Source organism: Microvirga terrae (genome assembly GCF_013307435.2).
Classification (GTDB): domain Bacteria; phylum Pseudomonadota; class Alphaproteobacteria; order Rhizobiales; family Beijerinckiaceae; genus Microvirga; species Microvirga terrae.
The window spans coordinates 1,775,031-1,799,073 of record NZ_CP102845.1; the positions used below are offsets into that span (position 1 = coordinate 1,775,031).

23 protein-coding genes are annotated in these 24,043 nt (G+C 66.6%); 11 read left to right on the forward strand and 12 right to left on the reverse strand.

All coding sequences use genetic code 11. From position 1 onward, the window contains the following. Positions 1 to 398 precede the first annotated feature (398 nt). The 7 genes from HPT29_RS08295 (at position 399) to HPT29_RS08325 (ending at position 8,286) form a co-directional block, all read left to right on the forward strand. On the forward strand, positions 399 to 2,048 hold the full coding sequence (locus HPT29_RS08295) for a benzoate-CoA ligase family protein (RefSeq protein ID WP_173949558.1): 1,650 nt from the start codon (positions 399 to 401) through the stop codon (positions 2,046 to 2,048). A 101-nt stretch (positions 2,049 to 2,149) separates the two neighbouring features. Further along, positions 2,150 to 4,504, forward strand: coding sequence for a bifunctional salicylyl-CoA 5-hydroxylase/oxidoreductase (locus HPT29_RS08300; protein ID WP_173949557.1), 2,355 nt, complete (start codon positions 2,150 to 2,152; stop codon positions 4,502 to 4,504). Between the two features lies 1 nt (position 4,505). Next, entirely contained in the window at positions 4,506 to 5,273 is a 768-nt protein-coding gene (locus tag HPT29_RS08305; protein WP_173949556.1) for an SDR family NAD(P)-dependent oxidoreductase, read from the forward strand. 2 nt (positions 5,274 to 5,275) lie between these two features. Next, positions 5,276 to 5,785, forward strand: a complete 510-nt coding sequence (locus HPT29_RS08310) for a MarR family winged helix-turn-helix transcriptional regulator (RefSeq protein WP_173949555.1) — start codon at positions 5,276 to 5,278, stop codon at positions 5,783 to 5,785. Continuing rightward, on the forward strand, positions 5,782 to 6,618 hold the full coding sequence (locus HPT29_RS08315; RefSeq protein ID WP_173949554.1) for an enoyl-CoA hydratase family protein: 837 nt from the start codon (positions 5,782 to 5,784) through the stop codon (positions 6,616 to 6,618). The genes HPT29_RS08310 and HPT29_RS08315 overlap by 4 nt, the downstream gene beginning before the upstream one ends. A 1-nt stretch (position 6,619) precedes the next feature. Next, complete coding sequence (locus HPT29_RS08320) at positions 6,620 to 7,846, forward strand: acyl-CoA dehydrogenase family protein (protein WP_173949553.1); 1,227 nt, start codon at positions 6,620 to 6,622, stop codon at positions 7,844 to 7,846. After that, on the forward strand, positions 7,843 to 8,286 hold the full coding sequence (locus HPT29_RS08325) for a RidA family protein (RefSeq protein ID WP_173949552.1): 444 nt from the start codon (positions 7,843 to 7,845) through the stop codon (positions 8,284 to 8,286). Before HPT29_RS08320 ends, HPT29_RS08325 begins: the two co-directional genes overlap by 4 nt. Before the next feature lie 142 nt (positions 8,287 to 8,428). Here HPT29_RS08325 and greA read toward each other — a convergent pair whose 3' ends face one another. The 7 genes from greA to HPT29_RS08360 all read right to left on the reverse strand — a co-directional run bounded on the left by greA (position 8,429) and on the right by HPT29_RS08360 (position 14,830). Then, a complete protein-coding gene (gene greA / locus HPT29_RS08330; RefSeq protein ID WP_173949551.1) occupies positions 8,429 to 8,896 on the reverse strand; it encodes a transcription elongation factor GreA in 468 nt (155 codons plus the stop codon). Positions 8,897 to 8,960: 64 nt separating this feature from the next. Then, on the reverse strand, positions 8,961 to 10,085 hold the full coding sequence (locus tag HPT29_RS08335; RefSeq protein WP_259060519.1) for a branched-chain amino acid ABC transporter permease: 1,125 nt from the start codon (positions 10,083 to 10,085) through the stop codon (positions 8,961 to 8,963). Continuing rightward, entirely contained in the window at positions 10,082 to 11,098 is a 1,017-nt protein-coding gene (locus HPT29_RS08340; protein WP_173949550.1) for a branched-chain amino acid ABC transporter permease, read from the reverse strand. The genes HPT29_RS08335 and HPT29_RS08340 overlap by 4 nt, the downstream gene beginning before the upstream one ends. Continuing rightward, positions 11,095 to 11,820, reverse strand: coding sequence for an ABC transporter ATP-binding protein (locus HPT29_RS08345; RefSeq protein ID WP_173949549.1), 726 nt, complete (start codon positions 11,818 to 11,820; stop codon positions 11,095 to 11,097). The genes HPT29_RS08340 and HPT29_RS08345 overlap by 4 nt, the downstream gene beginning before the upstream one ends. Next, positions 11,813 to 12,592: an ABC transporter ATP-binding protein gene (locus HPT29_RS08350; RefSeq protein ID WP_173949548.1), complete on the reverse strand. Its 780-nt coding sequence runs from the start codon at positions 12,590 to 12,592 to the stop codon at positions 11,813 to 11,815. The genes HPT29_RS08345 and HPT29_RS08350 overlap by 8 nt, the downstream gene beginning before the upstream one ends. Before the next feature lie 6 nt (positions 12,593 to 12,598). Beyond that, a complete protein-coding gene (locus tag HPT29_RS08355; protein WP_173949547.1) occupies positions 12,599 to 13,789 on the reverse strand; it encodes a substrate-binding domain-containing protein in 1,191 nt (396 codons plus the stop codon). Positions 13,790 to 13,894: 105 nt separating this feature from the next. Beyond that, positions 13,895 to 14,830 (reverse strand): DMT family transporter, encoded by a 936-nt coding sequence (locus tag HPT29_RS08360; protein WP_173949546.1) that lies wholly within the window; start codon positions 14,828 to 14,830, stop codon positions 13,895 to 13,897. An 80-nt stretch (positions 14,831 to 14,910) separates the two neighbouring features. Here HPT29_RS08360 and HPT29_RS08365 point away from each other — a divergent pair, with 80 nt between their 5' ends. Together HPT29_RS08365 and HPT29_RS08370 are read left to right on the forward strand one after the other, a co-directional pair. Beyond that, the gene (locus HPT29_RS08365; protein ID WP_173949545.1) at positions 14,911 to 15,366 is read left to right on the forward strand and encodes a PaaI family thioesterase; all 456 of its coding nucleotides are present in this window, start codon (positions 14,911 to 14,913) and stop codon (positions 15,364 to 15,366) included. 227 nt (positions 15,367 to 15,593) lie between these two features. After that, complete coding sequence (locus tag HPT29_RS08370; RefSeq protein WP_173949544.1) at positions 15,594 to 15,992, forward strand: ester cyclase; 399 nt, start codon at positions 15,594 to 15,596, stop codon at positions 15,990 to 15,992. A gap of 17 nt (positions 15,993 to 16,009) precedes the next feature. Here the strand turns inward: HPT29_RS08370 and HPT29_RS08375 are convergent, their stop codons facing one another. Both HPT29_RS08375 and HPT29_RS08380 read right to left on the reverse strand, forming a co-directional pair. Continuing rightward, positions 16,010 to 16,924, reverse strand: a complete 915-nt coding sequence (locus HPT29_RS08375) for an SMP-30/gluconolactonase/LRE family protein (RefSeq protein ID WP_173949543.1) — start codon at positions 16,922 to 16,924, stop codon at positions 16,010 to 16,012. 18 nt (positions 16,925 to 16,942) lie between these two features. Further along, positions 16,943 to 17,779 carry a universal stress protein gene (locus tag HPT29_RS08380; RefSeq protein ID WP_173949542.1) on the reverse strand — a complete coding sequence of 279 codons (837 nt, stop codon included), beginning with the start codon at positions 17,777 to 17,779 and terminating at the stop codon, positions 16,943 to 16,945. Positions 17,780 to 17,917: 138 nt separating this feature from the next. Between HPT29_RS08380 and HPT29_RS08385 the strand changes: the two genes are divergently transcribed. Beyond that, positions 17,918 to 18,970, forward strand: a complete 1,053-nt coding sequence (locus HPT29_RS08385) for a YdcF family protein (RefSeq protein WP_173949541.1) — start codon at positions 17,918 to 17,920, stop codon at positions 18,968 to 18,970. A 74-nt stretch (positions 18,971 to 19,044) separates the two neighbouring features. Here HPT29_RS08385 and HPT29_RS08390 read toward each other — a convergent pair whose 3' ends face one another. Further along, positions 19,045 to 19,869 (reverse strand): polyphosphate kinase 2 family protein, encoded by an 825-nt coding sequence (locus tag HPT29_RS08390; RefSeq protein WP_173949540.1) that lies wholly within the window; start codon positions 19,867 to 19,869, stop codon positions 19,045 to 19,047. A gap of 139 nt (positions 19,870 to 20,008) precedes the next feature. On the opposite strand from HPT29_RS08390, the gene HPT29_RS08395 reads away from it, so the two are divergent. Then, the gene (locus HPT29_RS08395; RefSeq protein WP_173949539.1) at positions 20,009 to 20,644 is read left to right on the forward strand and encodes a glutathione S-transferase family protein; all 636 of its coding nucleotides are present in this window, start codon (positions 20,009 to 20,011) and stop codon (positions 20,642 to 20,644) included. Positions 20,645 to 20,646: 2 nt separating this feature from the next. On the opposite strand, the gene ligD is transcribed toward HPT29_RS08395, so the two are convergent. Next, the gene (ligD, locus tag HPT29_RS08400) at positions 20,647 to 22,224 is read right to left on the reverse strand and encodes a non-homologous end-joining DNA ligase (RefSeq protein WP_173949538.1); all 1,578 of its coding nucleotides are present in this window, start codon (positions 22,222 to 22,224) and stop codon (positions 20,647 to 20,649) included. 184 nt (positions 22,225 to 22,408) lie between these two features. After that, positions 22,409 to 24,043, reverse strand: a complete 1,635-nt coding sequence (locus HPT29_RS08405) for an ABC transporter ATP-binding protein (RefSeq protein ID WP_173949537.1) — start codon at positions 24,041 to 24,043, stop codon at positions 22,409 to 22,411.

The window sequence follows — 24,043 nt, forward strand, 5'->3', positions numbered from 1 at the left end:
CATTGTCTCCCGAGTGGCTGTTCCCTGCGCACATTTGCTGTGCTGCGTGATTGTTTCCGGCGGGACGCGAGGCGTCTCGACGGACAAGGCGGCGCTACTCTGCCGCAAATCGTTTCTGCCGAACACTCCCTTTGTCGGAGCTCTTCCCCCGGCATCCCCAGTCTTTGCCCAATCTTTGGGATTGCCAAGGATTGTTTTAAGATTAAAATATTTCTCCGGTTCTTCAAGCGGATTATTTCGCACACGAAGGCAGGCGGAATGACGAGCGCGTGATTGGCCGCGGACGGGCAGCGACACGGGGTTCGCCATGCAGCGCGATCCCCCGGCGTGCCGCCTGGGCCTGGCCAAGCTGAACGCGCCGCGTCCTCCCGGCTCACAATAAGACAGAGGAGCGGACGATGGCCGACACGGCGCATGTGGATACCTTCGCGAGGGACAATCTTCCGCCTCGGGACCAGTGGCCGGAATTCCGGTTCTCCCGGCCGGAGCTCCAATATCCCGAGCGCCTGAACTGCGCCGTCGCGTTTCTCGATCGGTGGGTCGAGGAGGGCCGGGGGGACGAACCCTGTCTGATCTGCCCGACCGAGACCCTGACCTACCGGGCACTGCAGGAGCGAGTGAACCGCATCTGCAACGTCCTGGTCCACCGGCTCGGCTTCGTGGCCGGCAACCGCGTCCTGCTGCGGTCCGCCAACAATCCGATGATGGTGGCCGCCTATATGGCGGTCCTGAAGGCCGGCGGCATCGTGGTGGCCACCATGCCGCTCCTGCGCGCCAAGGAAATCGCTTATCCGCTGAAAAAGGCGAAGATCACCATCGCATTCTGCGACCATCGGCTGGCGGACGAGATGGAGCGAGCCCGGACGCTGGCCCCGGATCTGCAGCACGTGGTGTACTGGGGCTCGGGACAATCCGACAGTCTCGAAGCCCTGATGGCGGAGGTGTCGCCGGAATTCGAAGCGGTCGATACGGCGGCGGACGACGTCTGCCTGATCGGGTTCACCTCCGGCACGACGGGCGAGCCCAAGGGCACCATGCATTTCCACCGGGACATGCTGGCGATCTGCGACGGCTATGCTGGGAACGTTCTGCGGCCGGAGGCGAGCGACCGCTTCATCGGCTCACCGCCGCTTGCCTTCACCTTCGGGCTCGGCGGGATCGTGCTGTTCCCCATGCGGGTCGGCGCCTCCACCGTGCTGCTGGAGAAGGCGGGTCCCGACGATCTTCTGCCCGCCATCATGCAGTACCGGGCGACCATCTGCTTCACGGCGCCGACCGCGTATCGCGCCATGCTGTCGAAGCTCGAGGGCTACGACATCTCGTCCCTGCGCAAATGCGTCTCGGCCGGCGAGCCGCTGCCGAAGGGCACGTTCGAGGCTTGGAAGGCCGCCACGAACATCCGGCTCATGGACGGGATCGGCGCGACGGAAATGCTGCACATCTTCATCGCCGCCACCGAGGACGAGATCCGCCCCGGCGCGACCGGCAAGCCGGTCCCGGGCTACGAGGCGAAGGTGATCGACGAAGAAGGGCGCGACCTGCCGCCCGGCAGCATCGGCCGTCTGGCGGTGCGCGGGCCGACCGGGTGCCGCTATCTCGCCGACGATCGGCAGGGCAAATACGTGCTGGACGGCTGGAACGTCACCGGTGACACCTACCTCATGGATGAGGATGGGTACTTCTGGTACCAGGCCCGCTCCGACGACATGATCATCTCGGCCGGCTACAACATCGCCGGCCCGGAGGTCGAGGCCGCGCTCCTCACCCATCCGGCCGTGGCGGAATGCGGCGTGGTGGGAGCGCCCGACGACGGGCGCGGCACTGTGGTCAAGGCCTATGTGGTTCTGCGCCCCGGCCAGACGCCCGGGCCCGATCTGACGAAGGTGCTCCAGGATCACGTGAAGGCCGAGATCGCGCCCTACAAGTACCCGCGACTCATCGAGTTCGTGGACGCCCTCCCGCGCACCCAGACCGGCAAGCTGCAGCGCTTCGCCCTGCGCCAGATCGCCCAGGAGGCCGACAACCACCAGGCGGCGATGAGCGCCTGACTGTCCCGCTTGCAGGATCCGGCGGAGGATCGGCGGCGGCAGGTTGATCCGCAATTATTTTAAGCTTAAAACAATAAGCGCAATCGTTGGGTAGGATTCTCATGAAGACGGCGATCATCGGCGGTGGCCCGGCGGGGCTCTATTTCGCGATCCTGCTGAAGAAGCTTCGGCCGGATTCCGACATCACGGTGTATGAGCGCAACCGCGCCGACGAGACGTTCGGCTTCGGAGTCGTGTTCTCCGACGCGACCCTGGACAATTTCGAGAAGTACGACCTGCCCAGCTACCGGCGGATCGTGCGGGAATTCGCCTATTGGGACGACATCGCCATCCATTTCCGCGGCACCGAGCACCGGATCGGCGGCAACGGCTTCTGCGGCTGCTCGCGCCGCACGCTGCTCCTGATCCTGCAGGATCGGGCGGAGGAGCTCGGCGTGGGCCTGCGCTACGAGGCCGACGTGGACGACGAGAGCCTGTTCGCCGACGCGGACCTCGTGGTCGTGGCGGACGGCATCAACAGCCGCTTCCGCGAGCGCTATGCGGACCACTTCCAGCCGGAGGTGGACCTGCGGCCCAACAAGTTCACCTGGATGGGCTCGACGAAGCCGCTCGACGCCTTCACGTTCATCTTCCAGGAAACGGAGTGGGGGCCGTTCATCGCCCATGCCTACCAATATGAGGCGAATCGCTCGACCTGGGTGTTCGAGACCGATCCGGAGACTTTCGAGCGGGCCGGGCTGAAGGACATGAGCGAGGCCGAGTCGGCCGCGCTCATGGAGAAGATCTTCGGCTGGTTCCTGGGCGGGCACCGCATTCTCACCAACCGGTCGATCTGGCGCAACTTCCCGATGATCCGCAGCAAGCGCTGGGTGATGGGCAACAAGGTGCTGCTCGGCGATGCCAAGGCGTCGGCGCATTTCTCGATCGGGTCGGGCACGAAGCTCGCCATGGAGGATGCGATCGCGCTCTACGAGGCCTTCCGCCGCGAGCCCGGCGTCGAGGGTGCGCTGTCCCTCTACGAGACCGGGCGTCGCGAGGAGGTCGAGAAGACGCAGCACGCGGCCGACGTGTCCCTGGTCTGGTTCGAGCACGTGGCGCGCTTCTGGGATTTCGACCCGGTGCAGTTCGCGTTCGGGGTGATGACCCGCGCCAAGGCGATCACCTACGACAACCTGCGCCTGCGCGCGCCCGACTTCGTGGCGGCGGTCGACCGGACCTTCGCCAAGCAGGTGCGGCAGCAGGGCTTCGAGGTCTCGGTGGAGAGGCCGAACACCCCCATGTTCCAGCCCTTCCGCCTGCGCGAGATGATCGTTCCGAACCGGGTCGTGGTCTCGCCGATGGATATGTATTCGGCCAAGGACGGCGTGCCGGGGGATTTCCACCTCGTGCATTACGGCGCGCGCGCCACAGGCGGCGCGGGACTGGTCTTCACGGAAATGACCTGCGTGTCCCCGGAGGCGCGCATCACGCTCGGATGCACCGGCTTGTGGAACGACGAGCAGGAGGCCGCCTGGAAGCGGATCGTCGATTTCATTCACGCCAATTCCGGTGCGAAGTTCTGCCTCCAGCTCGGCCATTCCGGCCGCAAGGGTGCCACCAAGCTCATGTGGGAGGGCATCGACCGGCCGCTTGAGGAGGGCGCCTGGGACATCTGCTCGGCGTCTCCGATTCCCTATTTCGAGGACAGCAAGGTGCCGCGTGAGGCAACCCGCGCCGACATGGACCTCATCACGTCGCAGTTCGTCGAGGCCGCAAGGCGCGGCGAACGGGCCGGGTTCGACATGCTCGAGCTGCACTGCGCCCACGGCTACCTGCTGGCGAGCTTCCTGTCGCCGCTCACGAACCGGCGCACGGACGATTATGGCGGCTCTCTCGAGAACCGGCTGCGGTTTCCGCTCGAGGTGTTCGACGCCATGCGCGAGGTCTGGCCCGCGCACAAGCCCATGTCGGTGCGCATCTCGGCGACCGACTGGGCCGAGGGCGGCATCACGGGCGACGATGCGGTCGGGATCGCCCGTGCCTTCGCGGAGCACGGCGTTGATCTCGTCGACGTCTCGACGGGACAGACCGTCCGCCAGGCGCGGCCGATCTACGGGCGCATGTTCCAGACGCCGTTCTCCGATCAGGTGCGCAACGAGGCACGGGTCGCCACCATGTGCGTCGGCAACATCACGGCGGCCGATCAGGTGAACACGATCCTGGCCGCCGGCCGCGCGGATCTCGTCGCTCTCGGCCGGCCGCATCTCGTCGATCCGTTCTTCACCATGAAGGCCGCGGCCTGGTACGGCGCCAAGGACATCCATTGCCCACCGCAATATCTCGCCGGCAAGGACCAGATCTTCCGCAACTCCGTTCGCGACCGTCAGGATCTGGAAGAGCTCAAGGTGAAAGCGAAGCCCAAGACCCGGGCGGAGCTGAAGATGGAGGCCGGCGAGAAGCCTCTCGCGGCGGAGTGAGATGATCATGACTCCTCTCAAGGGGCGGCATGCCCTGGTGACCGGTGGCGGCCGCGGGATCGGCCGCGCCATCGCGGCATCGCTCGTGAAGGCCGGTGCGACGGTCACCGTCGTCGGAAGGTCTGCCGCGTCGCTCGAACAGGCGGTCGCGCTGGGCGACGCTCATGCGGCGACCGTGGCCGACGTGACGGATCTGCAGGCGGTTCAGCGCGCCGTGCAGGCCGCGGTCGACCGTCATGGTCCGGTCGATCTCATGATTGCCAATGCGGGTTCGGCCGCGTCCGCGCCGTTCCTGAAATCGGACCCCGACATGTTCCGGCGGATGCTTGACGTGAACCTGCTCGGCGTCACCACCATGGCGCAGGCTGTCCTCGGCTCTATGACGGAGCGCGGCTTCGGGCGCATCGTCGCGGTGGCGTCCACCGCGGGCCTCAAGGGCTATCCCTATGTGAGCGCCTATTGCGCCGCCAAGCACGCGGTCATCGGCTTCGTGCGTGCGCTTGCGCTCGAGACCGCGAAGACCGGCGTCACCGTCAATGCGGTCTGCCCGGGATTTTCCGACACCGATCTGGTGGCCGAGAGCCTCGACCGGATCATGGCGAAAACCAACAGGACCCGCGACGAGGCGCTCGCCGAACTCGTGAAGCACAATCCGCAGGGTCGACTGATCGATCCCGCGGAGATCGCCGATGCGGTCGTCTGGCTGTGCGGCGAGAGCGCGCGCTCCGTGACCGGACAGGCGATCGTGGTGGCCGGGGGAGAACTGTGACGATGGACGACCAAGCCATTCCTCTCGACGCCGAGACCAAGGCCGTCGAGCAGCCCGAGGACCACCGGGAGGAGCTGCGCCTGTGGCTGCGGCTTCTCACCTGCTCAACCCTGATCGAGGGCGAGGTGCGCCGCCGCCTGCGCGAGCGCTTCGACGTCACGCTCCCCCGCTTCGACCTGATGGCGCAGCTCGACAAGGCTCCGGACGGCATGATGCTGTCCGATCTCTCGAAGCGCATGATGGTGTCGAACGGCAACCTCACGGGCCTCGTCGATCGGCTCGTCGCGTCGGGCCATGTGGTCCGGACCGTATCGCCGACGGACCGGCGCGCCATGGTGATCAGTCTGACCGACGAAGGCCGCGCCGAGTTCCGGACCATGGCGGGCGAGCATGAACATTGGATCGCCGACCTTTTCGGCGATCTCAACGCAAAGGACCGCACGGATCTCATGCGGCTTCTCGCGAAGACCAAGCTGTCCGCCCGGCGTGCCATCATGGGAGACGATCAGTGACCCGGTTTGCCAATTCCGTCACCCTGCCGCTCGCGTCCTACGAGCCGCGTCATTTCCTCCTGACCGTCGACGGTCCTGTGGCGAACCTCACCCTGAACCGTCCGGACCGAAAAAATCCGCTCACCTTCGAGAGCTACCGCGAGCTGACCGATTTCTTCCACGCCTGCGCCAAGGACGAAGACGTCAAGGCCGTGGTCATCAGCGGAGCCGGCGGCAATTTCTCGTCCGGCGGCGACGTGTTCGAGATCATCGGTCCGCTCGTCGAGATGGACACCAAGGGCCTCACCGCCTTCACGCGCATGACGGGCGAACTGGTCAAGGCCATGCGCGCCGCGCCGCAGCCGATCGTGGCGGCGGTCGAGGGTATCTGCGCGGGAGCCGGCGCCATCATCGCCATGGCGTCCGACATCCGCCTCGCGGCGCCCGGCGCCAAGGTGGCGTTCCTGTTCAACAAGGTCGGACTCGCCGGCTGCGACATGGGCGCCTGCGCGATTCTCCCGCGCATCATCGGCCAGGGCCGCGCGTCCGAACTCCTCTACACGGGACGGTTCATGAGCGCCGAGGAGGGCGAGCGCTGGGGCTTCTTCAGCCGCCTCGTCGCGGCCGCCGATCTTCCCACGGAAGCAGGCATCCTCGCGGGCGCGATCGGCACCGGACCGACCTATGCCAACACCATGACCAAGCGCATGCTCGCCATGGAATGGGCCATGTCGGTGGAGGAGGCCATCGAGGCGGAGGCCGTCGCGCAGGCCCTGTGCATGACGACGGAGGATTTCGCCCGCGCCTACCGCGCTTTCGCGGCGAAAGAGAAACCGGTTTTCAAGGGAGATTGACGTGATCGATGCGAGCTTTCTCTCCTGGCCGTTCTTCGAGGGCCGGCACCGGGAATTCGCCGCCGGGCTTAACGCCTGGGCGGCCCGGGAGGTCCGACCTCTCGTCGATCACCACGACGTGGATGCCTCCTGCCGCCGCCTCGTGCGGCGCCTCGGCGAAGGCGGATGGCTGAGGGCGGTGGTGCCGCAGGCTCATGGCGGCCTCTTCCCGTCCTTCGACGTACGCACCCTGTGCCTTGCGCGGGAAACGCTGGCCGCGCACGAGGGCCTGGCGGATTTCGCCTTCGCCATGCAGGGCCTCGGCACGGGGCCGATCACCTTGTTCGGTTCGGATGCGCTCAAGGACCGTTACCTGCCGCCGGTCGCGCGGGGCGAGGCCATCGCGGCCTTCGCGCTCTCGGAGCCCGAGGCGGGGTCGGACGTGGCGGCCATGAGCACCACGGCGACACCGGATGGATCGGACCACGTGCGGATCGACGGAGTGAAGACCTGGATCTCGAACGGGGGGATCGCGGATCATTACGTGGTCTTCGCGCGCTCGGGCGAAGCGCCCGGCGCAAAGGGCCTGTCCGCCTACGTGGTCGATGCGCAGACGCCCGGGTTGAGCATCGAGAACCGCATCGACGTGATCGCGCCGCATCCTCTCGCGACCCTGCGCTTCGAAGGCTGCCGGGTTCCGGTGGCAAACCGGATCGGCGGTCCCGGCGAAGGCTTCAAGGTCGCCATGGCGACCCTCGACGTGTTCCGCTCCACGGTCGGAGCCGCCGCGCTTGGGCTCGCCCGCCGCGCGCTCGCCGAGGCACTGCAGCACGCCGCCTCGCGCAAACTCTTCGGTGCGCCGCTCGGTGATCTGCAGATGACCCAGGGCGCACTGGCCGACATGGCGACCGGCGTGGACGGCGCGGCGCTTCTCGTCTATCGGGCGGCCTGGACCAAGGATCAGGGTGCGTCCCGGGTCACGCGCGAGGCGGCGATGGCCAAGATGTACGCGACGGAAGCGGCGCAGAGCGTCATCGACAAGGCGGTTCAGATCTTCGGCGGCCTTGGCGTCACCAAGGGCGTCAAGGTCGAGGAGCTTTACCGCGAAATCCGCGCATTGCGCATCTACGAGGGCGCCACCGAGGTTCAGAAAGTCGTGATCGCACGAGAGCTTCTGAAGATGCTGGAGAGCCAACGCTCCGGTGAGCTCGGTTCCGTCGCCAATCGTCAAGGGGGGAAACCACAATGACAGCCGCACTGGAAGGCGCTCCCATGCTGGGCATCGATGATGGGCCGGAGGTTCTCAACCCGAAGCACTGGCGCACACCCAAGGGCTACGCCAACGGCATGGCGGCCGAGGGCCGGGTCGTGGTGACGGGCGGCATCGTGGGCTGGGACGAGAGCGAGACCTTCGCCGACGGTTTCGTCGCCCAGGCTCGCCAGATCTTCGAGAACATCCGTGCCATCCTGGCCGAGGGAGGGGCCGAGCCCCGGCACCTCGTGCGCCTGACCTGGTACGTGGTCGATATCGACGAGTATCTCGTCAATCTCCGCGAGCTGGGCCGCGCCTACCGGGATGTGTTCGGCGCGCATTATCCGGCCATGGCCCTGGTTCAGGTCGTGCGGCTCGTGGAAAAGGCCGCCCGGCTCGAGGTCGAAGCGACGGCGATCGTTCCGAGCAAGCGATAGCAGGTGGCGGATCTGGGATTCATCGAGGAGGAGGCGTAGCCTTACCCGGTCATGGCCGGCCTTGTGCCGGCCATCCCGATCGGAATGGCGCGCGCTTCAGACAAGCGGGATCACCGGCACAAGGCCGGTGGTGACAGGAAGACTACAGCTCGATCTCGACGATTTCCGCCGTGGTCTGCCCGATGGGCACCACGTCGCCGATCTCCTTGCCCATGAGCGCCTGCGCCAGCGGTGACACGTAGGACAGGCTGCCCTTGGCCGGGTCGGCCTCGTCCTCGCCGACGATCCGGTAGGTCTGGCGCCGTCCGTCCTCCCGTTCGAAGGTGACGCGGGCGCCGAAGCGCACATGAGCCGTGTCGGTCGGAGGCGGCACCACCTCGGAGGAGGCGCGCCGCGCCGACCAGTAGCGCAGGTCGCGGTTGAGACGGGCCACTTCGGCCTTGTCGTCGGCCGACTGGGCCTGGGCGAGGCGCTTGTGCAGGGACTCGATTTCCGCATCCATCTGGGCCAGCCCCGAGGGCGTCACCAGATGATGCGGGCTGATCATCCGGTCGGGAAGGTCCTCGAAGGCTTCGCCACCCTCGGTTTCACGAACAAAGGCACGGCTCATTACGTCTCCTCCGCTCTTTGGGAGAAAACGGTTCGGGGCTCGCGAAGGTTTCCGGATCTAACCTTTATTGCCCGGCTTGCCGCAGCCGTCCGACGATGCCGCCCGGAAACGCGTAGACGCTAATCACGAACAGGGCCCCGAGCCACAGGAGCCAGCGATCCGGATGGACGAGGTTCGGCAGGAGCGGAAGGCCCGCCAGGGCGGAGCTGCCGGCGGCCATCAGCACCTGCAGGTAGCTCTGTGCCAGGACGAACAGGGCGGCGCCGATCACTGCCCCGTAGAGGGTGCCCATGCCGCCGATCACCACCATGAGCAGGATGTCGATCATGATCGAGAACGACAGGGTGGTGTCGGGTCCGTTATAACGCAGCCACAGGGCCATCAGCGCGCCGGCAATCGTCGCCGCGAGGGCCGAGATCACCGAGGCGGCCGTGCGGTAGGCGACGACCCGGTACCCCAGGGCCTCGGCCCGGAACTCGTTCTCGCGGATCGCCTGCAGCACCCGTCCGAAGGGCGAGTTCACGATGCGCAGGAGGACGAGGAACACGGCGAGCGAGACGAAGAAGACGAGGTAATAGGCGAGGAGCCGCCCGTTGACGGCGGTGCCGAAGAGGGGCTCCGACAGGAGCCGGAAGGCGGGGCGCAGGGCCGGGGGCAGCTGGAACGACAATCCGTCCTCGCCGCCGGTCACGTCCGACAGTTGCGACGCCAGCACGGCCGCCGCCGAGGCCACCGCCAGGGTGATCATAGAGAAGAAGATGGCGCGCACCCTCAGCGACAGGAGGCCGATCGCGACGGCGAGCGTCGCAGACAGCGCGAGCGCCGCGACCAGGCCGATGGCGGCCGATCCCCAGGTCGGGCCCAGGCGCTCGAGCGCGATCGCGATGCCGTAGCCGCCTATGCCGAAGAACATGGTGTGGGCGAAGGACACGATGCCGGAATAGCCGAGGAGAAGGTCGTAGCTCGCGACCAGCACGACGAACACGCAGATCTTCGCGGCGGTGCCCAGGGGCTGGCTGCCGGAGAACAGGAAGGGGGTCGCGGCGAGGAGCAGCAGGATCGCCAGCAGGATCGCGCTCAGCACCTTGGAGCGCGGCAGGTCCGAGGACAGGATCGCGTTCAGGAAGCCGCCGCGCGGGCGGGTCTCGTCGAAGGGAAGCGCGAGGACGGAGGCGGGAGACGTGCTCATCGGCGGGCCACCGGAAACAGGCCCTGCGGACGCCAGATCAGCACCAGGGCCATGACGAGGATGTTGGAGATCAGGGCGAGCTTGGGCTCGATGAAGCCGACGTAATTGGCTACCAGGGCGACCAGGATCGAGCCGACGAAGCAGCCGCCCACGGAACCGAGTCCGCCGATGATGATGACGATGAAGACCAGCACCATCACCTCCATGCCCATGCCGGCGGTGAGGGTCTGGCGGTAAAAGGCCCACATGACGCCGCCGAGGCCTGCCAGCGCCGACCCGGCGACGAAGACGCTGACGAAGAGGCGGCGGATCCGGTAGCCGAGCGCCTCGACCATCTCGGGGTTCTCGACGCCGGCCCGGATCAGCAGGCCGAGGCGGGTGCGGTTGAGCAGGAGCTGCATCGCGATGAAGACCAGGAGCCCGATGGCGACCGCCACGACGCGGTAGCGCTCCATGACGATGTCGCCGAACACGAAGGCGCCGCGCAGGGATTGCGGCAGCGGGATCGGGATCGGCGAGGCGCCCCAGATGGCATGGATCAGCTGCTCGGCGACGATCAGCCCGCCCATGGTGACGAGGATCTGCTTCAGGTGGCTGCCATAGACAGGACGCACGATGACGCGCTCGAACACCGCCCCGACCACGCCCGTCACCGCCATGGCGACGAGGATGCAGAGCAGAAGGAGCGCGAGATTGAGCCCGACGGAATCCGCCGTCGCCCAGCCGGCGAGCGGCCCGAGCACGAGGAGCGTCGCGTAGGCGCCGAGCGAGATGAACACTCCGTGTCCGAAATTGATGATGTCCATCAGGCCGAACACGAGGGTGAGGCCCGAGGCCATGAGGAAGATCATCATGCCCATGGCGAGCCCCGCCACGGTGAGCGTCACCCAGGTCGAGGGGCTGCCGACGAAGGGCAGCGCCAGGAGAGCGAGGGCGGGAACGAGAAGAAGCGGGAGCCAGTCTGTCCGGGCGCGCGGCAGCTCGACGGCGGTGTCGGCGGTCATGTCGCTCATTGGTGCGCATCCAGGGAAAGGCCGAGCAGGCGCTGCTGCAGGTCCGCGTCCGCGACGAGGTCGCTCATGGCGCCGGCATGCACGATGCGCCCGTCGTCCATCACGACCACATTGTCACCGAGCGCCGAGGCGGCATAGAAGTTCTGCTCCACCAGCAGGATCGTCTCGCCGGACGCTTTCAGCGCCTTGAAGGCTTCGATCATGGAGCGCACCATCACGGGCGCGAGACCTTTCGTCGGCTCGTCGATGAGGAGCAGGCGGCGCGGTTCCGCGATGGCGCGCGCGATGGCGAGCATCTGCTTCTGGCCCCCGGAGAGGTTGCCGGCCGGCAGGTTCCAGAAGCGCTTGAGGGCGGGGAAGAGGCCGAGGATCCAGTCGAGCCTGCTCCTGTCGACCGGCCCGCTGCGGGCCGCGAGCACAATGTTCTCGCGCACGGTCAGATCCGTGAAGATGCCCATGGCCTCGGGCACGTAGGCGATGCCCGAGCGCGCGATATCCGGCGTGGCGGCTTTCGTGATGTCGCGGCCGTCGAAGCGGATGCTGCCCGACGAGGCCTGCCACAGGCCCATGATGGTGCGCAGCGTCGTGGTCTTGCCCGCGCCGTTGCGGCCGAGCAGCATGGTCAACCCGCCGGCCGGGACGACGAAGTCGACACCGTGCAGGATGTGGTAGGGGCCGATATGCGTGTGCACTTCGGCGAGCTGGAGAAGGGGCTCAGCCACGGGCGGCCTCCACGCCGAGATAGGCCTCCTGCACCACCGGCGAGGCGATGACCGCGGCGGGCTCGCCGTCGGCCACGAGGGTGCCGTTGTGCAGCACGATGATCCGGTCGGAGAGCGAGCGCACCACGTCCATCTTGTGCTCCACGAGAAGCACTGTGGCGTCGCCGCGCTCCTTGATGTCGTGGATGAGTTCGAGCACGGTCGGCACCTCATCAACGCTCATGCCGGCGGTCGGCTCGTCGAACATGAAGACCTTGGGCTCCATGGCGATCAGGAGCGCCACCTCGAGCTTGCGCTGGTCGCCGTGCGACAGGGCCTTCGGGGCCACGTGCCGCTTGTCAGCGAGCCGCACCCGTTCCAGCACGCTCTCCGCCTTGTCGATCAGGTCGCGGCGCGCGTTCCACACCCTGAACATCGACCAGCCTGCGTCCGCCCGGCTCTGCACCGCGAGGCGGACATTCTCGAGCGCCGTGAGCTGCGGAAACAGGTTGGTGAGCTGGAACGCGCGACCCAGGCCTCGCCGCGTGCGCGCCGAGGCGGGCAGCCGCGTGATGTCCTCGCCCGCGACGACGACCTGTCCGGACGTGGCGCGGAGCTGCCCGGAGATCAGGTTGAAGTAGGTCGTCTTGCCGGCGCCGTTGGGGCCGACAATCGCTGTGAGCGTGCCCGGCGTGAACCGGCACGACACGTCGTTGACCGCTACATGGCCGCCGAAGCGAACGGTCAGCCCGCGCGTTTCGAGCGCGGGCGTCGCTGTCGTGGATGGGATCACGTCGGCTCAGCGCTTGTTGCGAACCGGGATCGGCATCTTGTCGGCCGGGATGACGCCGACGAGGTCGAGCAGGTCGTTCGCGTCCTTGCCGTCGGCCTTGACTTTGAAATGGTACATGTCCTGCAGGGCCTGATGGTCCTCCTTGCGAAAGGTCATCGGTCCCTTGGGCGTCTCGAAGGTCATGCCCTCCATGGCGGCGATCAGCTTCTCCGGATCGGTGCCGCCCGCCTTCTGGATCGCCGTGACGGCCGCTGACGCGGCCGCGAAGCCGCCCGCGGTGAAGAAGTCCGGCGGCGCGTTGAAGCGCTTCTGGTGCTCCGTCACGAGCCAGTCGTTCATGGCGTTCTTCGGGAAGGCATAATAATAGTACACGGCGCCTTCCATGCCGGGATAGTTCTTGTAGATCTGCATGGCCGGCAGGATGTTGCCGCCGGGCGCGATCTCGATGCCGAAGCGCTCGGGCTTCAGGTCGGCGATCTTGGGCAAGGGATGCTGGCCGGCCCAGATGATGTTGATGATCTTCTTGCCGGGCTTGTCCTTGAGCGCGTCGAAGATGCGCTGGGCGGAGGCCGTGAAGTCCGTTGCGTTCTGCGGCGCATATTCCTCGAACACCACCTTGGCGTTCGGCCGGATCTGTGCGAGCGCGTTCTTGAGCGCCGCGACCCCGTCTTTGCCGAAGGCGTAATCCTGCGCGAGCGTCGCGATCGAGACGTCGCCGCTCGCCGGGACGGCGGCCGCGGCCCCGTAAGCATCCTGGGTCGAGTTGCGCGCGGTGCGGAAGATGAAGCGGTTCCACTTCTCGCCCGTGATCGCATCGGCCACGGCTGGCTCCACGATCAGCACCTTGCCGTTCTCCTCGGCCACCGGCAGCATCGCGAGCGCCGCGGCCGACGACGTGGTGCCGACCGCGAGGTCGACGTTGTCGTCGTTGTAGGCCTGTTCGAGCAGGGTCTTGGCGAGATCGGCCTTGAGCTGGTCGTCCTTCACGATGACGCTGATCTTGCGGCCGTTCACCGCCATCGTGCCTTTCGTGAGATATTCGAGACCCATCATGAAGCCGGCTTCGGTCTGCTTGGCATAGGCCTCGAGCGGCCCGGTCTTGCCCGCGATGAGGGCGATCTTGATGTCCTGGGCGAAGGCCGCGGATGCAAAGAGAATGCCAGCCGCAGCGGCGGCAAGTGTAAGCTTCAGGCGCATCGAACTCCCCGTGTTTTATAGGTTCATTGACGGCTTCGCAGTGCAGCATGTCAAGTTCGACTCTCGGACCATCCCTTTGAGAAACGGATGGCCCGAGCGTGGATATCACGCCTCCGGCAGCACCGGCGTCTCGATGTCCTTCGCCACGCGGCCGCGCCGCGCGGCCTCGCGTTCGAGCAGTATCAGGGCAAGACCCGCGCCGCAGATGACGGCGGCGCCGACCAGGGTCCAGAATCCCACGACGTCGCCGAAGAACAGGTAGCCCAGCACGATGGCCCACACGATGAGGGTGTATTGGTACGGTGCGACCACGGAGGCCGGCGCGATCTTGAGCGAACGGTTCACGCAGACATGAGCCGCCATGGACACGATGCCGAGCAGGAACAGACCCGCCAGCTCGACGGGCCCGGGCGTCACCCAGGCGAGGGGCGCGGTGACAAGGCCGAAGATGAGCGCACCGAGAATCTGGCCGAACACGAGCGTCGCGTCGTCGGTCTCGCGCAGCTTGCGGGTCGTGATCATCAGGAGCGAATAGAAGAGGCTTCCGGCGAGCGCGATGAGGGCCGGCAGCGACAGCGTGGCGGGCGACGGACGCAGGGCGATCAGCACGCCCACGAAGCCGACCCCGATGGCGAGGATGCGCGGCTTGTCGATCCTCTCGCCGAGCCAGAACGCCGCGAAGGCCGCCACATAAATCGGCCCGGCCAGATAATAGGTCATCACGTCGGCGAGCGGCAGATAGGTGACGGCCCAGTAGAAGCAAGCGACCTCGAGGGTCGAGAGGGTGATCCGCACCGCGTGCAGCCCAGGCCTCGGCGGGATGGCGAAGGGAACCTTCTGCCGGCGCATGACGGGCAGCAGGACCGCCAGGGCCGCGACGCTGCGCAGGAGCAGGACCTGGCCGACCGAATAGGTGGCGACGAGCCATTTCCCCATGACGTCGTTCATGGCGAACATGAACACGCCCAGCAGCATCAGGCCGATGCCGACGAGGATGCCCGAGCGGATTTTTGGGGCGGAAGACGAACCGGTATGCCTCATGGGGCGGATCAATGCGGGAAAAGCGGCTTGATTCCAAGGCTTTTGATCGCCGATTCTGGATGAACCCCGGGGAGACCTCCATGAACGATACGGCACCGAAAGATCCAGGCGGCGAGGCACGCGTCCGGGCGAGCTTTGCGGCTCAAGGCCTGATGGAAACCCTGGGCGCATCCCTGGTCAGCGTCTCGCCGGGCCTGGTGGAGATCGCCTTGCCGGCATCCCGGGCGGTGTCTCAGCAGCACGGCTTCGTCCACGCGGGAGCCATCGCGAGCATCGCGGATTCCGCTGCCGGCTATGCGGCCCTGACCCTGATGCCGCCCGGCGCGGGCGTCCTGACGGCCGAGTTCAAGATCAACCTCCTGGCGCCCGGGATCGGCGAGCGCATCGTCGCGCGGGGCCGGGTCGTCAAGGCGGGCCGGACGCTCACCCTGGCCCAGACCGACGTGTTCGCGGTCCGAGACGGGACGGAAAAGCAGATCGCCCTGCTCACCGCCACCCTCATGACGGTCGCGGGGCGCGACCGCGTGAGCGATTAGCCGGGAGCCACGCCCGGGTCGTCATCACCGGCCTTGTGCCGGGGATCCCGACCCGTAAGGCACACCGCTCATCCGATCGGGATGGCCGGCACAAGACCGGCCATGACGTTGCGGGCGCTAGCGTCGAGCGCAAACCGATGACAGGGGCCAACCTCCCGCCACCCTTGAATCATTCCGCCCAGGCGGCAAACTTCGTCTCATATATCCGCGAACACGGAGCCATCGCCGTGACCGAATCCGATCTTTCCAATGCTTACCGGGCCTACATCGCCTGCCTGAACGAGCGGGACTGGCCAGGGCTGGAGCGGTTCGTCCATGACGATGTCGTTTATAACGGCCGGCGGATCGGGCTCGACGGCTATCGCGCGATGCTGGAGAGGGACGTCCGCGACATCCCCGACCTTCATTTCGTCATCGACCTGCTGGTGTCGGATTCGCCGCGCATCGCAAGCCGCCTGCGCTTCGACTGCACCCCGAAGGGGGAGTTTCTCGGCGTTCCCGTCGATGGTAGGCGCGTCACCTTCGCGGAAAACGTCTTCTACGAGTTCCGGGAGGGCAGGATCGTGCAGGTCTGGTCGGTGATCGACAAGGCGGCCGTCGAGGCCCAGATTCAGGGCGCCCGCTGATCTCGCCGAACCCGGAGCTAGAACGTCCGGGCCCCGTTCACCGGCAGCATGATCGCGTAGAGCGACGTGGTGGCGCAGATGTAGAGCCGGTTGCGTTTCGGTCCGCCGAACACCAGGTTGGCGACCCCTTCCGGCACCAGGATCTTGCCGATCAGCGTGCCGTCGGGGTCGTAGCAATGGACCCCGTCGCCGGCGCTGGTCCAGATCCGCCCGGCCTCGTCGAGCCGGAAGCCGTCGAACAGGCCCGCCGTACAGGTGGCGAAGACCTTCCCGTTCGTCAAATTGCCGTCGGCATCGACGTCGAAGACCCGGATATGGCGCGGGCCGTCCTTGACATGGGTCGCGCCCGTATCGGCCACGTAGAGGCGCGTCTCGTCGGGCGAGAAGGCGATCCCGTTCGGGCGGACGAAATCGTCGGCCACGACACGCAGGTCGCCGGAATGCGGATCGACCCGGTAGACGTGGCAGGCGCCGACCTCGCTGTCCGCCTTGTGGCCCTCATAGTCGGAATCGATGCCGTAGGCCGGATCCGTGAACCAGATCGAGCCGTCGGATTTCACCACTACGTCGTTGGGAGAGTTGAGGCGCCTGCCTTCATGGTGGCTCGCCAGCACCGTGATGGAACCGTCGTGCTCCGTGCGGGTCACCCGCCGGTGGCCGTGCTCGCAGGTGACGAGGCGGCCCTGACGGTCCACACTGTTGCCGTTGGAATAGCCTGCCGGATGGCGGAAGACGCTGACCGAGCCCGAGGTCTCGTCGAAGCGCATCATCCGGTCGTTGGGGATGTCGCTCCAGACCAGATAGCGGCCCGCCGGGAAATAGGCCGGGCCCTCCGCCCAGCGGCAGCCCTCGTAGAGCTTCTCCAGACGCGCCGATCCCTTGAACAGGTGCTGGAAGCGATCGTCGAGGACGACGGCGACGTCTCTGAACATGGCGAATGGCATTTCCTGTCAGTGAGCCATCAGGACGGGAATCGTCGTGTTGCTCAGGATATGGCTGGTGGCGCCGCCGAAGAACATCTGCCTCAGACGGCTCTGGGTATAGGCGCCCTTCACGAGCAGGTCGCAGCCCAGAGCGCCGGCTTCGGACAGGATGGTCTCGCCGGGCCTGTTCGAAGGATCCGCCGCCGTGACGGCTTCCGCGGGCAGATCGTGCATCCTCAGATGCCGGGCGAGCTCCGATCCCGACGGGCCGGGAACGCCCCAATCCTCGAGTTCGAGCACGACGATGCGCCGGGCCTTCTTGAGCAGGGGCATCGATCCCAGCACGGCGCGGGCGGTTTCCGTGCTCCGGTTCCAGGCAATCACGGCGGTCTCTGCGAAGGTCCTGGGCGGGTTGGGAGGCGCGATGAGAACGGGGCGGCCCGTCTCGAACAGGGCCGCCTCCACGGTGGACAGGCGGGTCTGGCCGTTCGAGCCGTCCGGCCGGCCCACCACGACGAGATCGAACACGCGGCCATAGGCGCCCAGGAAGGCGTCCTCCATCAGGCCGTCCTGCCGCCAACCCGAGCTCAGGCCCGGCAGGCCCGCGGAGGCGCGCGCGATCTGCTGCGTCGTCATGAAAGCCTCGAACCGCTCGCGGCAGGCGCGGGCCATTTCCAGGCGGTTCTCCGGCGTGATCGGGGAGGGCACGCCGATGGCGATGTCCACCGGCAGGACGACCGGGTAATCGGGGGTGATGGCGATCCCCTCGATATAGCTGTCGAACAGGCGGCCGAGATGCAGGGCCGCCTGCAGCTGCGGCTCGACGATGCCGTGGTCTTCGATCGGAACGAGAATGCTCTTCATAAGGATTATTGTCGCGCTTAAACCCAGCCTCGGCAAGACCATCCGAAAGTTCAGCACGGGCTGTGGATGGAAATCGGTTTGACATCCGATCATCGTCGGATCCAGCTTGAATGGCCCGGCACAATCAAGGAGCCTTCCATGCGTAAGATCGCGCCCCTCGCGGCAGCCGCTCTCCTCACGTTCTCCACCTCGTTCGCAGCGCTCGCGTTCGACCCGGGCAACACGGGCCGCATCAAGACGCTCGTGGATACAGGGATGCAATATTACTGGTCGGGCGGGGACGTGAAGAAGGCCGAGGCGGAGGTCTTCAAGGGCATCACCCTGCACGGCCGCTACGACGTGGTGGAGAAGGCCTTCGCGGAGGCCTCCACCCTGGCGCCGGAGCGCCTCGATTTCCGATTCGCCGTCGCGTCGTCCCAGATCCTGCAGAAGAACCTGGCCGGCGCCCGCGCGACCTATGAGGACATCCTGGCCAAGGATCCGGCCTCCTTCGAGGCCCAGGCCTGGCTCGCGGCGCTCGCCCGCATCGAGGGCAAGGCCGACGAGGCCGCCCTGACGGATCAGGCGCTGGCGGCACTCGATCGGGCGCGATCGGACGCCTACCGCCAGCGCTTCGCCCGCGCGGAGGCCATCATGGCCGAGCGCCCTAACATGGACGTGCCGACGATTTCGGGCCGCGTGATGATCGTGGCCCTCGGCTATGCGCTGGCCAAGGACGGCACGGCGGAGAAGCCGCTCCTCGACCGTCTCGACGTGGCCCTGAAGGCCGCGAACGCGAATCCCACGGCCCGGATCATGGTCACCGGCGGCCAGCCTCAGGCGGGCGTCACCGAGGGCGACGTCATGACCAAGTGGCTGGTGGAAAGGGGCGTCGACCGGGACCGCATCCTGATCGAGGACAAGTCCAAGGACACGGTCGGCAACGTGCTCAACGTCGCCAATCTCCTGAAGCGCCACACGGCCGACGCGGTCATCCTGGTGACGAGTTCCAGCCACATGCGCCGGGCCCGCACGCTTCTGGAGGACGCCTTCCGGCAATACGGCATCGACGCGCCGATCCTGCCTGTCGTCGCTCTCGATGCGCCGTCCCTCGAGGAGGCGGCCAAGGTCTCGAAGGATGAGCGCATGGTGATCTACCGCGATCTCATGCGCGTTTCGGGCCTGTGGGCCTATCCGGGCATCCAGCAGTAGAGCCGAGGTGCCCTTCGACGAGTGGAGCATCGGATCAAATCCCAAGAGTGGATTCCACTTTTGGGTCCGATACTCTAGAAAACCTTGAAGTCGCCCGGCTTCCAGGAGACTTCCGGGTATTGCGGATCCATTTCTTCAAGGGTTGCCTTGACGATGGTCGCGATGGCCGCGTTGCGGACCCATTTGCGGTCGGCCGGGATGATGTGCCAGGGCGCCCACGGGGTCGAGCAGCGGTTGAGCATGATCTCGTAGGCCTCCTGGTAGTCGTCCCAGTGCTCCCGGTCCTCCAGGTCGCCCGGGTTGAACTTCCAGTGCTTCGTCGGGTCGTCGAGCCGCTCCTGCAAGCGTTCCTTCTGCTCATCCTTCGAGATGTGAAGCATGAACTTGAGGATGGTCGTGCCATTCTCCGCGAGCATCTTCTCGAACGCGTTGATCTGCTCGTAGCGCTGTTCGATCACATCCTCCGGCGCCAGCTTGCGCACCTTGCCGACGAGCACGTCCTCGTAATGGGAGCGGTTGAAGATCCCGATGGTGCCACGCCGCGGGCAGGCGCCATGCACACGCCAGAGAAAGTCGTGCTCCAGTTCGAGCCGCGAGGGCGGACCGAAGGCATGGACCGAGACGCCCAGGGGCCCGGTCGCGTTGAACACGCCGCGGATCGTGCCGTCCTTGCCCGACGTGTCCGTGCCTTGAAGGATGACGAGCAGGGCGCGGGAGCCCTCCGCATAGAGTCGGTCCTGTAGGATGTCGATGTCCTTCGCGAGAGCAGCCGTCGCGGCCTTCGTCTCGTCGCTGTCCTCGAAGATCGTCTTGTCCCGCGGGTCGCGGTCCTTCAGCCGGGCCTTCTCGCCGGGCTCGACCCGAAGCGTCTTCCGCAAGTCCTGTTCCTGATCCGCCATCCCCGATCCTCCACGTGTTGAGGACGATAGGGCGGAACCGCGTGAAAGGAAGGTTGGGATCGCGGCCGGCGCGCTCTTTACGGGCTTTGCGGCAGGACGTACCAGAGACCTGCCAGTCAAATTGGAAGGGGCTGCCACGATGCTTTCACTCTACTACTATCCCGGCAATGCCAGCCTGCTGCCGCACATGATGCTCCGGGAAATCGGCGCCGAGTTCGAGCTGCGCCTCGTGGATCGCGGGCAGGACGCCCAGAAGAGCCCGGATTATCTCAAGCTCAACCCGAGCGGGCGCATCCCGGTTCTCATCGATGGCGACCTTGTGCTGTTCGAGACTGCCGCCATCGTGCTGCATCTCGCCGACAGGTTTCCCGAATCGGGCCTTGCTCCCGCGCTCGGAACCGCGGAGCGGTCCGAGTTCTACAAGTGGATCATCCACCTCACGAACACGCCGCAGACGGAGTTTCGCGCCTGGTTCTATCCGCACGAGCACGTGACCGACGAGGCCGCCGCGCCGACCGTCAAGGACGCGGCGCGCGAGCGCCTGGACCGCATGTTCGACGTGATTTCCGCGCAGCTCGGAGACAAGACGTGGCTTCTCGGCGAACGCTTTTCCGCCGCCGACCTCTTCCTGTTCATGCTGGTCCGCTGGGGACGCGGCATGCCGCGTCCGCCGCGCAGCATCCCGAACCTGAACGCGCTGGCCGAGCGCGTGCTGGCCCGACCTGCCGTTCAGAAAGCGCTCGAGGCGGAGGGGCTCAGGGCTCCGATTTTCTGACGCTACTTCTTCCGCGGCGCGCGCTTCGACCGTGCGCGCTCCGGCAGCACCTGATCGGCCTTGCCCATGTCGGCCCAGGGATCCCGCTTGAGCGCTTTGAGACGATTGCTCAGGTTTTCGACCGTGAACCCGTTGGGCTTGAGATCCGACGACAGCTCCTCCCAGGTCACCGGCGTGGCGACCGGAGCGCCGGGCCGCGAGCGGGTGGAGTAGGGCGCGACCGCCGAGGCCTCGCGATTGTTGCGCAGGTAATCGATGAAGATGCGTCCCTCGCGCTCCTGCTTGGCGGACGTGGTCGTGTAGCGGTCCGGCTCGTCGGCCGCCATGGCTTCGGCGATGTCCCGCGTGAACGCGAGAGCATCCTTCCACGGCGCCCGCGGCTTGAGCGGCACGACCACGTGAAGGCCCTTGCCGCCGGTCGTCTTGACGAAGCTTTCGAGCCCCAGCGCCTTCAGGCGCTCGCGGACGGCGCGCGCTCCCGCGATCACCGCGGGCCAGTCCACGCCTTCACCGGGATCGAAATCGAAGACGAGGCGGTCGGGCCGTTCCAGATCGGCCAGGGTCGCGCCCCACACGTGCATCTCCAGCACGCCCGATTGCACGAGAGCCACGACGCCCCGGATGTCGCGGACCGTCAGAATCTCCTGCTTGGTCGTCCCGTCCTCCACCGTGTCCGAATGAATGAAGGGACTCATGCCGACCCAGGAGTGACGCTGGATGAAGCACTTCTTCTCCGCCCCTCCCGGGCAGCGGATGAGCGTCAGCGGTCGGTCGACCAGATGCGGCAGCAGCCAATCGGAGATGCCGGCATAGAAGGCCGCCAGTTCCTGCTTCGTCACTCCCTGGTCTTCCCACAACACGCGGTCGGGATGGGTGAGGGTCACGCCCGCCACTTCGATCGAACGGTCGGATGGCTTGGCTTTCGCAGAGGCTCGCTTCGTGGTCTTTTCAGCATTCGGCGATACCGCCTTTGTCGCCGGTGCTTTTCTCGTCGTGGAACGCTTGGCCGGGCGGTCGGGCGCGATCTGCTCCAGCGAGCGGCCCGATTTCACCGACAGCGGCTTCTCGTCGAGGACATCCGGATCATCCTCGGTCCGTGCATAGGCGTCCTCGGCTTTGATCAGCAGCCAGGATTCCTGTCGTTCGCGTGGGCGTTTGGCCATGCGGACGAGGTGCCACGTCCCGTGCAGCTTCTCTCCCTCGAGGCGGAAGGTGAGGCGGCCCTTGTCGTAGCCCTCGTGCGGATCGCCGTCCGGCTCCCAGGTCCCGCGATCCCACAGCAGGACGGTGCCGCCGCCGTACTGGCCCTCCGGGATGGTGCCCTCGAAGTCGCCGTAATCGAGCGGGTGATCCTCCACATGGACCGCAAGGCGCTTCTCGCCCGTGACCAGGCTCGGTCCCTTGGCCACAGCCCAGCTCTTCAGGACGCCGTCGAGCTCCAGGCGGAAATCGTAGTGCAGACGGGAGGCGTCGTGCTTCTGGACGACGAAGGACGCCCCCCGGCGCCGGGAGGCCTTGCCCGCCGGCTCGGAGGTCTTAGTGAAGTCGCGCTTGGCGCGATAGGCTGCGAGCTTTGCCATGGCGCGGAGTCAAATCCGCGCCCGGCGATCTGGTTCCCGCTTTCAGTGGTCCACGCGAGGTGACACCCTGCCCGTCATGGCCGGGCTTGTCCCGGCCATCCCGATTGGAAAAGCGCCGCGTTTCAGGCAATCGGGATCACCGGCACAAGGCCGGTGATCCCGTGCGGAGACAAAGGCTCGCCTCTCAGGAGGCCAGGGGACGGGCAGCCGCTTCGGCCTTGTCGCGCTCCGTCAGGAAGGCCGCCGCGATCAGGTCGCGGGTATAGTCCTCGTGCGGCCTGTCGAAGATCTCCTCCGCGGTGCCGCGCTCCACCACCTTGCCGCTCTTCATCACCATGATCTCGTCCGAGAGCGCGCGCACGACCGCGAGGTCGTGGCTGATGAAGATGTAGGCGAGGCCGTGGGCCTTCTGCAGATTGCGCAGCAGATCGACGATCTCCTTCTGGACCGAGCGGTCGAGCGCGGAGGTCGGCTCGTCGAGCACCACGAGCTTCGGGTGCAGGATCATGGCGCGCGCGATGGCGATGCGCTGGCGCTGCCCGCCGGAGAACTCGTGCGGGAATCGGTTGCGCCAGGCCGGGTCGAGCTGCACCTCCTCGAACGCCTGGGCGGCCCGTCGGTCGCGCTCCTTGCGGGAGATGCTGGGCTCGTGGACGAGGAGGCCCTCGGTCACGATCTCCCCCGCCGTCATGCGTGGCGAGAGGGAGCCGAACGGATCCTGGAAGACAAGCTGCAGATGGCGCCGAAGGGGCCTCATGCCGCCCCGGTCGAGGGGCATGAGGTTCCGGTCCTCGAAGCGCACGAGGCCGGAGGCCGGCTGCAGGCGCAGGATGGCGCGGCCGAGGGTCGACTTGCCCGAGCCGGATTCGCCCACCACGCCCACCGTCTCGCCGGCGCGCACCCGCAGGCTCACGTCGTCGACGGCCTTGAGGACGTGAGTGGCCTTGCCGAAGAAGCTCTTCTCCAGCGTGAACTGAACCCCGATGTTGCGCGCATCGAGCACCAGCGGCGCCGTGGACGCGACCGGCTCCTTGCGGCCGGTCGGCTCGGCGTCGATGAGCATCTGCGTATAGGGGTGCTTGGGGGCGGCGAAGATCGCCTCGGTATCGCCGCTCTCCACCACCTCGCCGCGCTTCATCACGTAGGTGCGGTCGGCGAAGCGGCGCACCACGCCGAGATCGTGGGTGATGAACACGATCGACATGCCGAGCCGCTTCTGCAGATCCGCCAGGAGTTCCAGGATGCGGGCCTGCACGGTCACGTCGAGGGCGGTGGTCGGCTCGTCGGCGATCAGCACGTCCGGGTTGTTGGCGAGCGCCATGGCGATCATCACGCGCTGGCGCTGGCCGCCGGACATCTCGTGCGGGTAGGCGTCGATGCGCCGGGCCGGGTCCGGAATGCGCACGAGCTCCAGGAGCTCGATGGCGCGCTTGCGGGCCTGCGCCTTGCTCAGACCCCCATGGGTGGTGAGCGGGAGGCTCAGCTGATCGCCGATCCGGTAGAGCGGATCGAGGGAGGTCATCGGCTCCTGGAAGATCATGGTGAGCTTGGAACCCCGATAGGCGTTGAGCCTGTCGGGGGAGAGGCCCACCAACTCGTCTCCGCGATACTTCACCGAGCCTTCGGCCCAGCCGTTCGAGGCGAGCAGCCCCATCACGGACATCATGGTCTGGCTCTTGCCCGAGCCGGATTCGCCCACGATGGCGACGGTCTCGCCCGGGTTGATGTCGAGGTCGATACCCTTCACCGCATGGAGGATGCCGTCGCCGGTGCGGAAACGGACGTGAAGGTTGCGGACGGAAAGAACGGGTTCAACCAT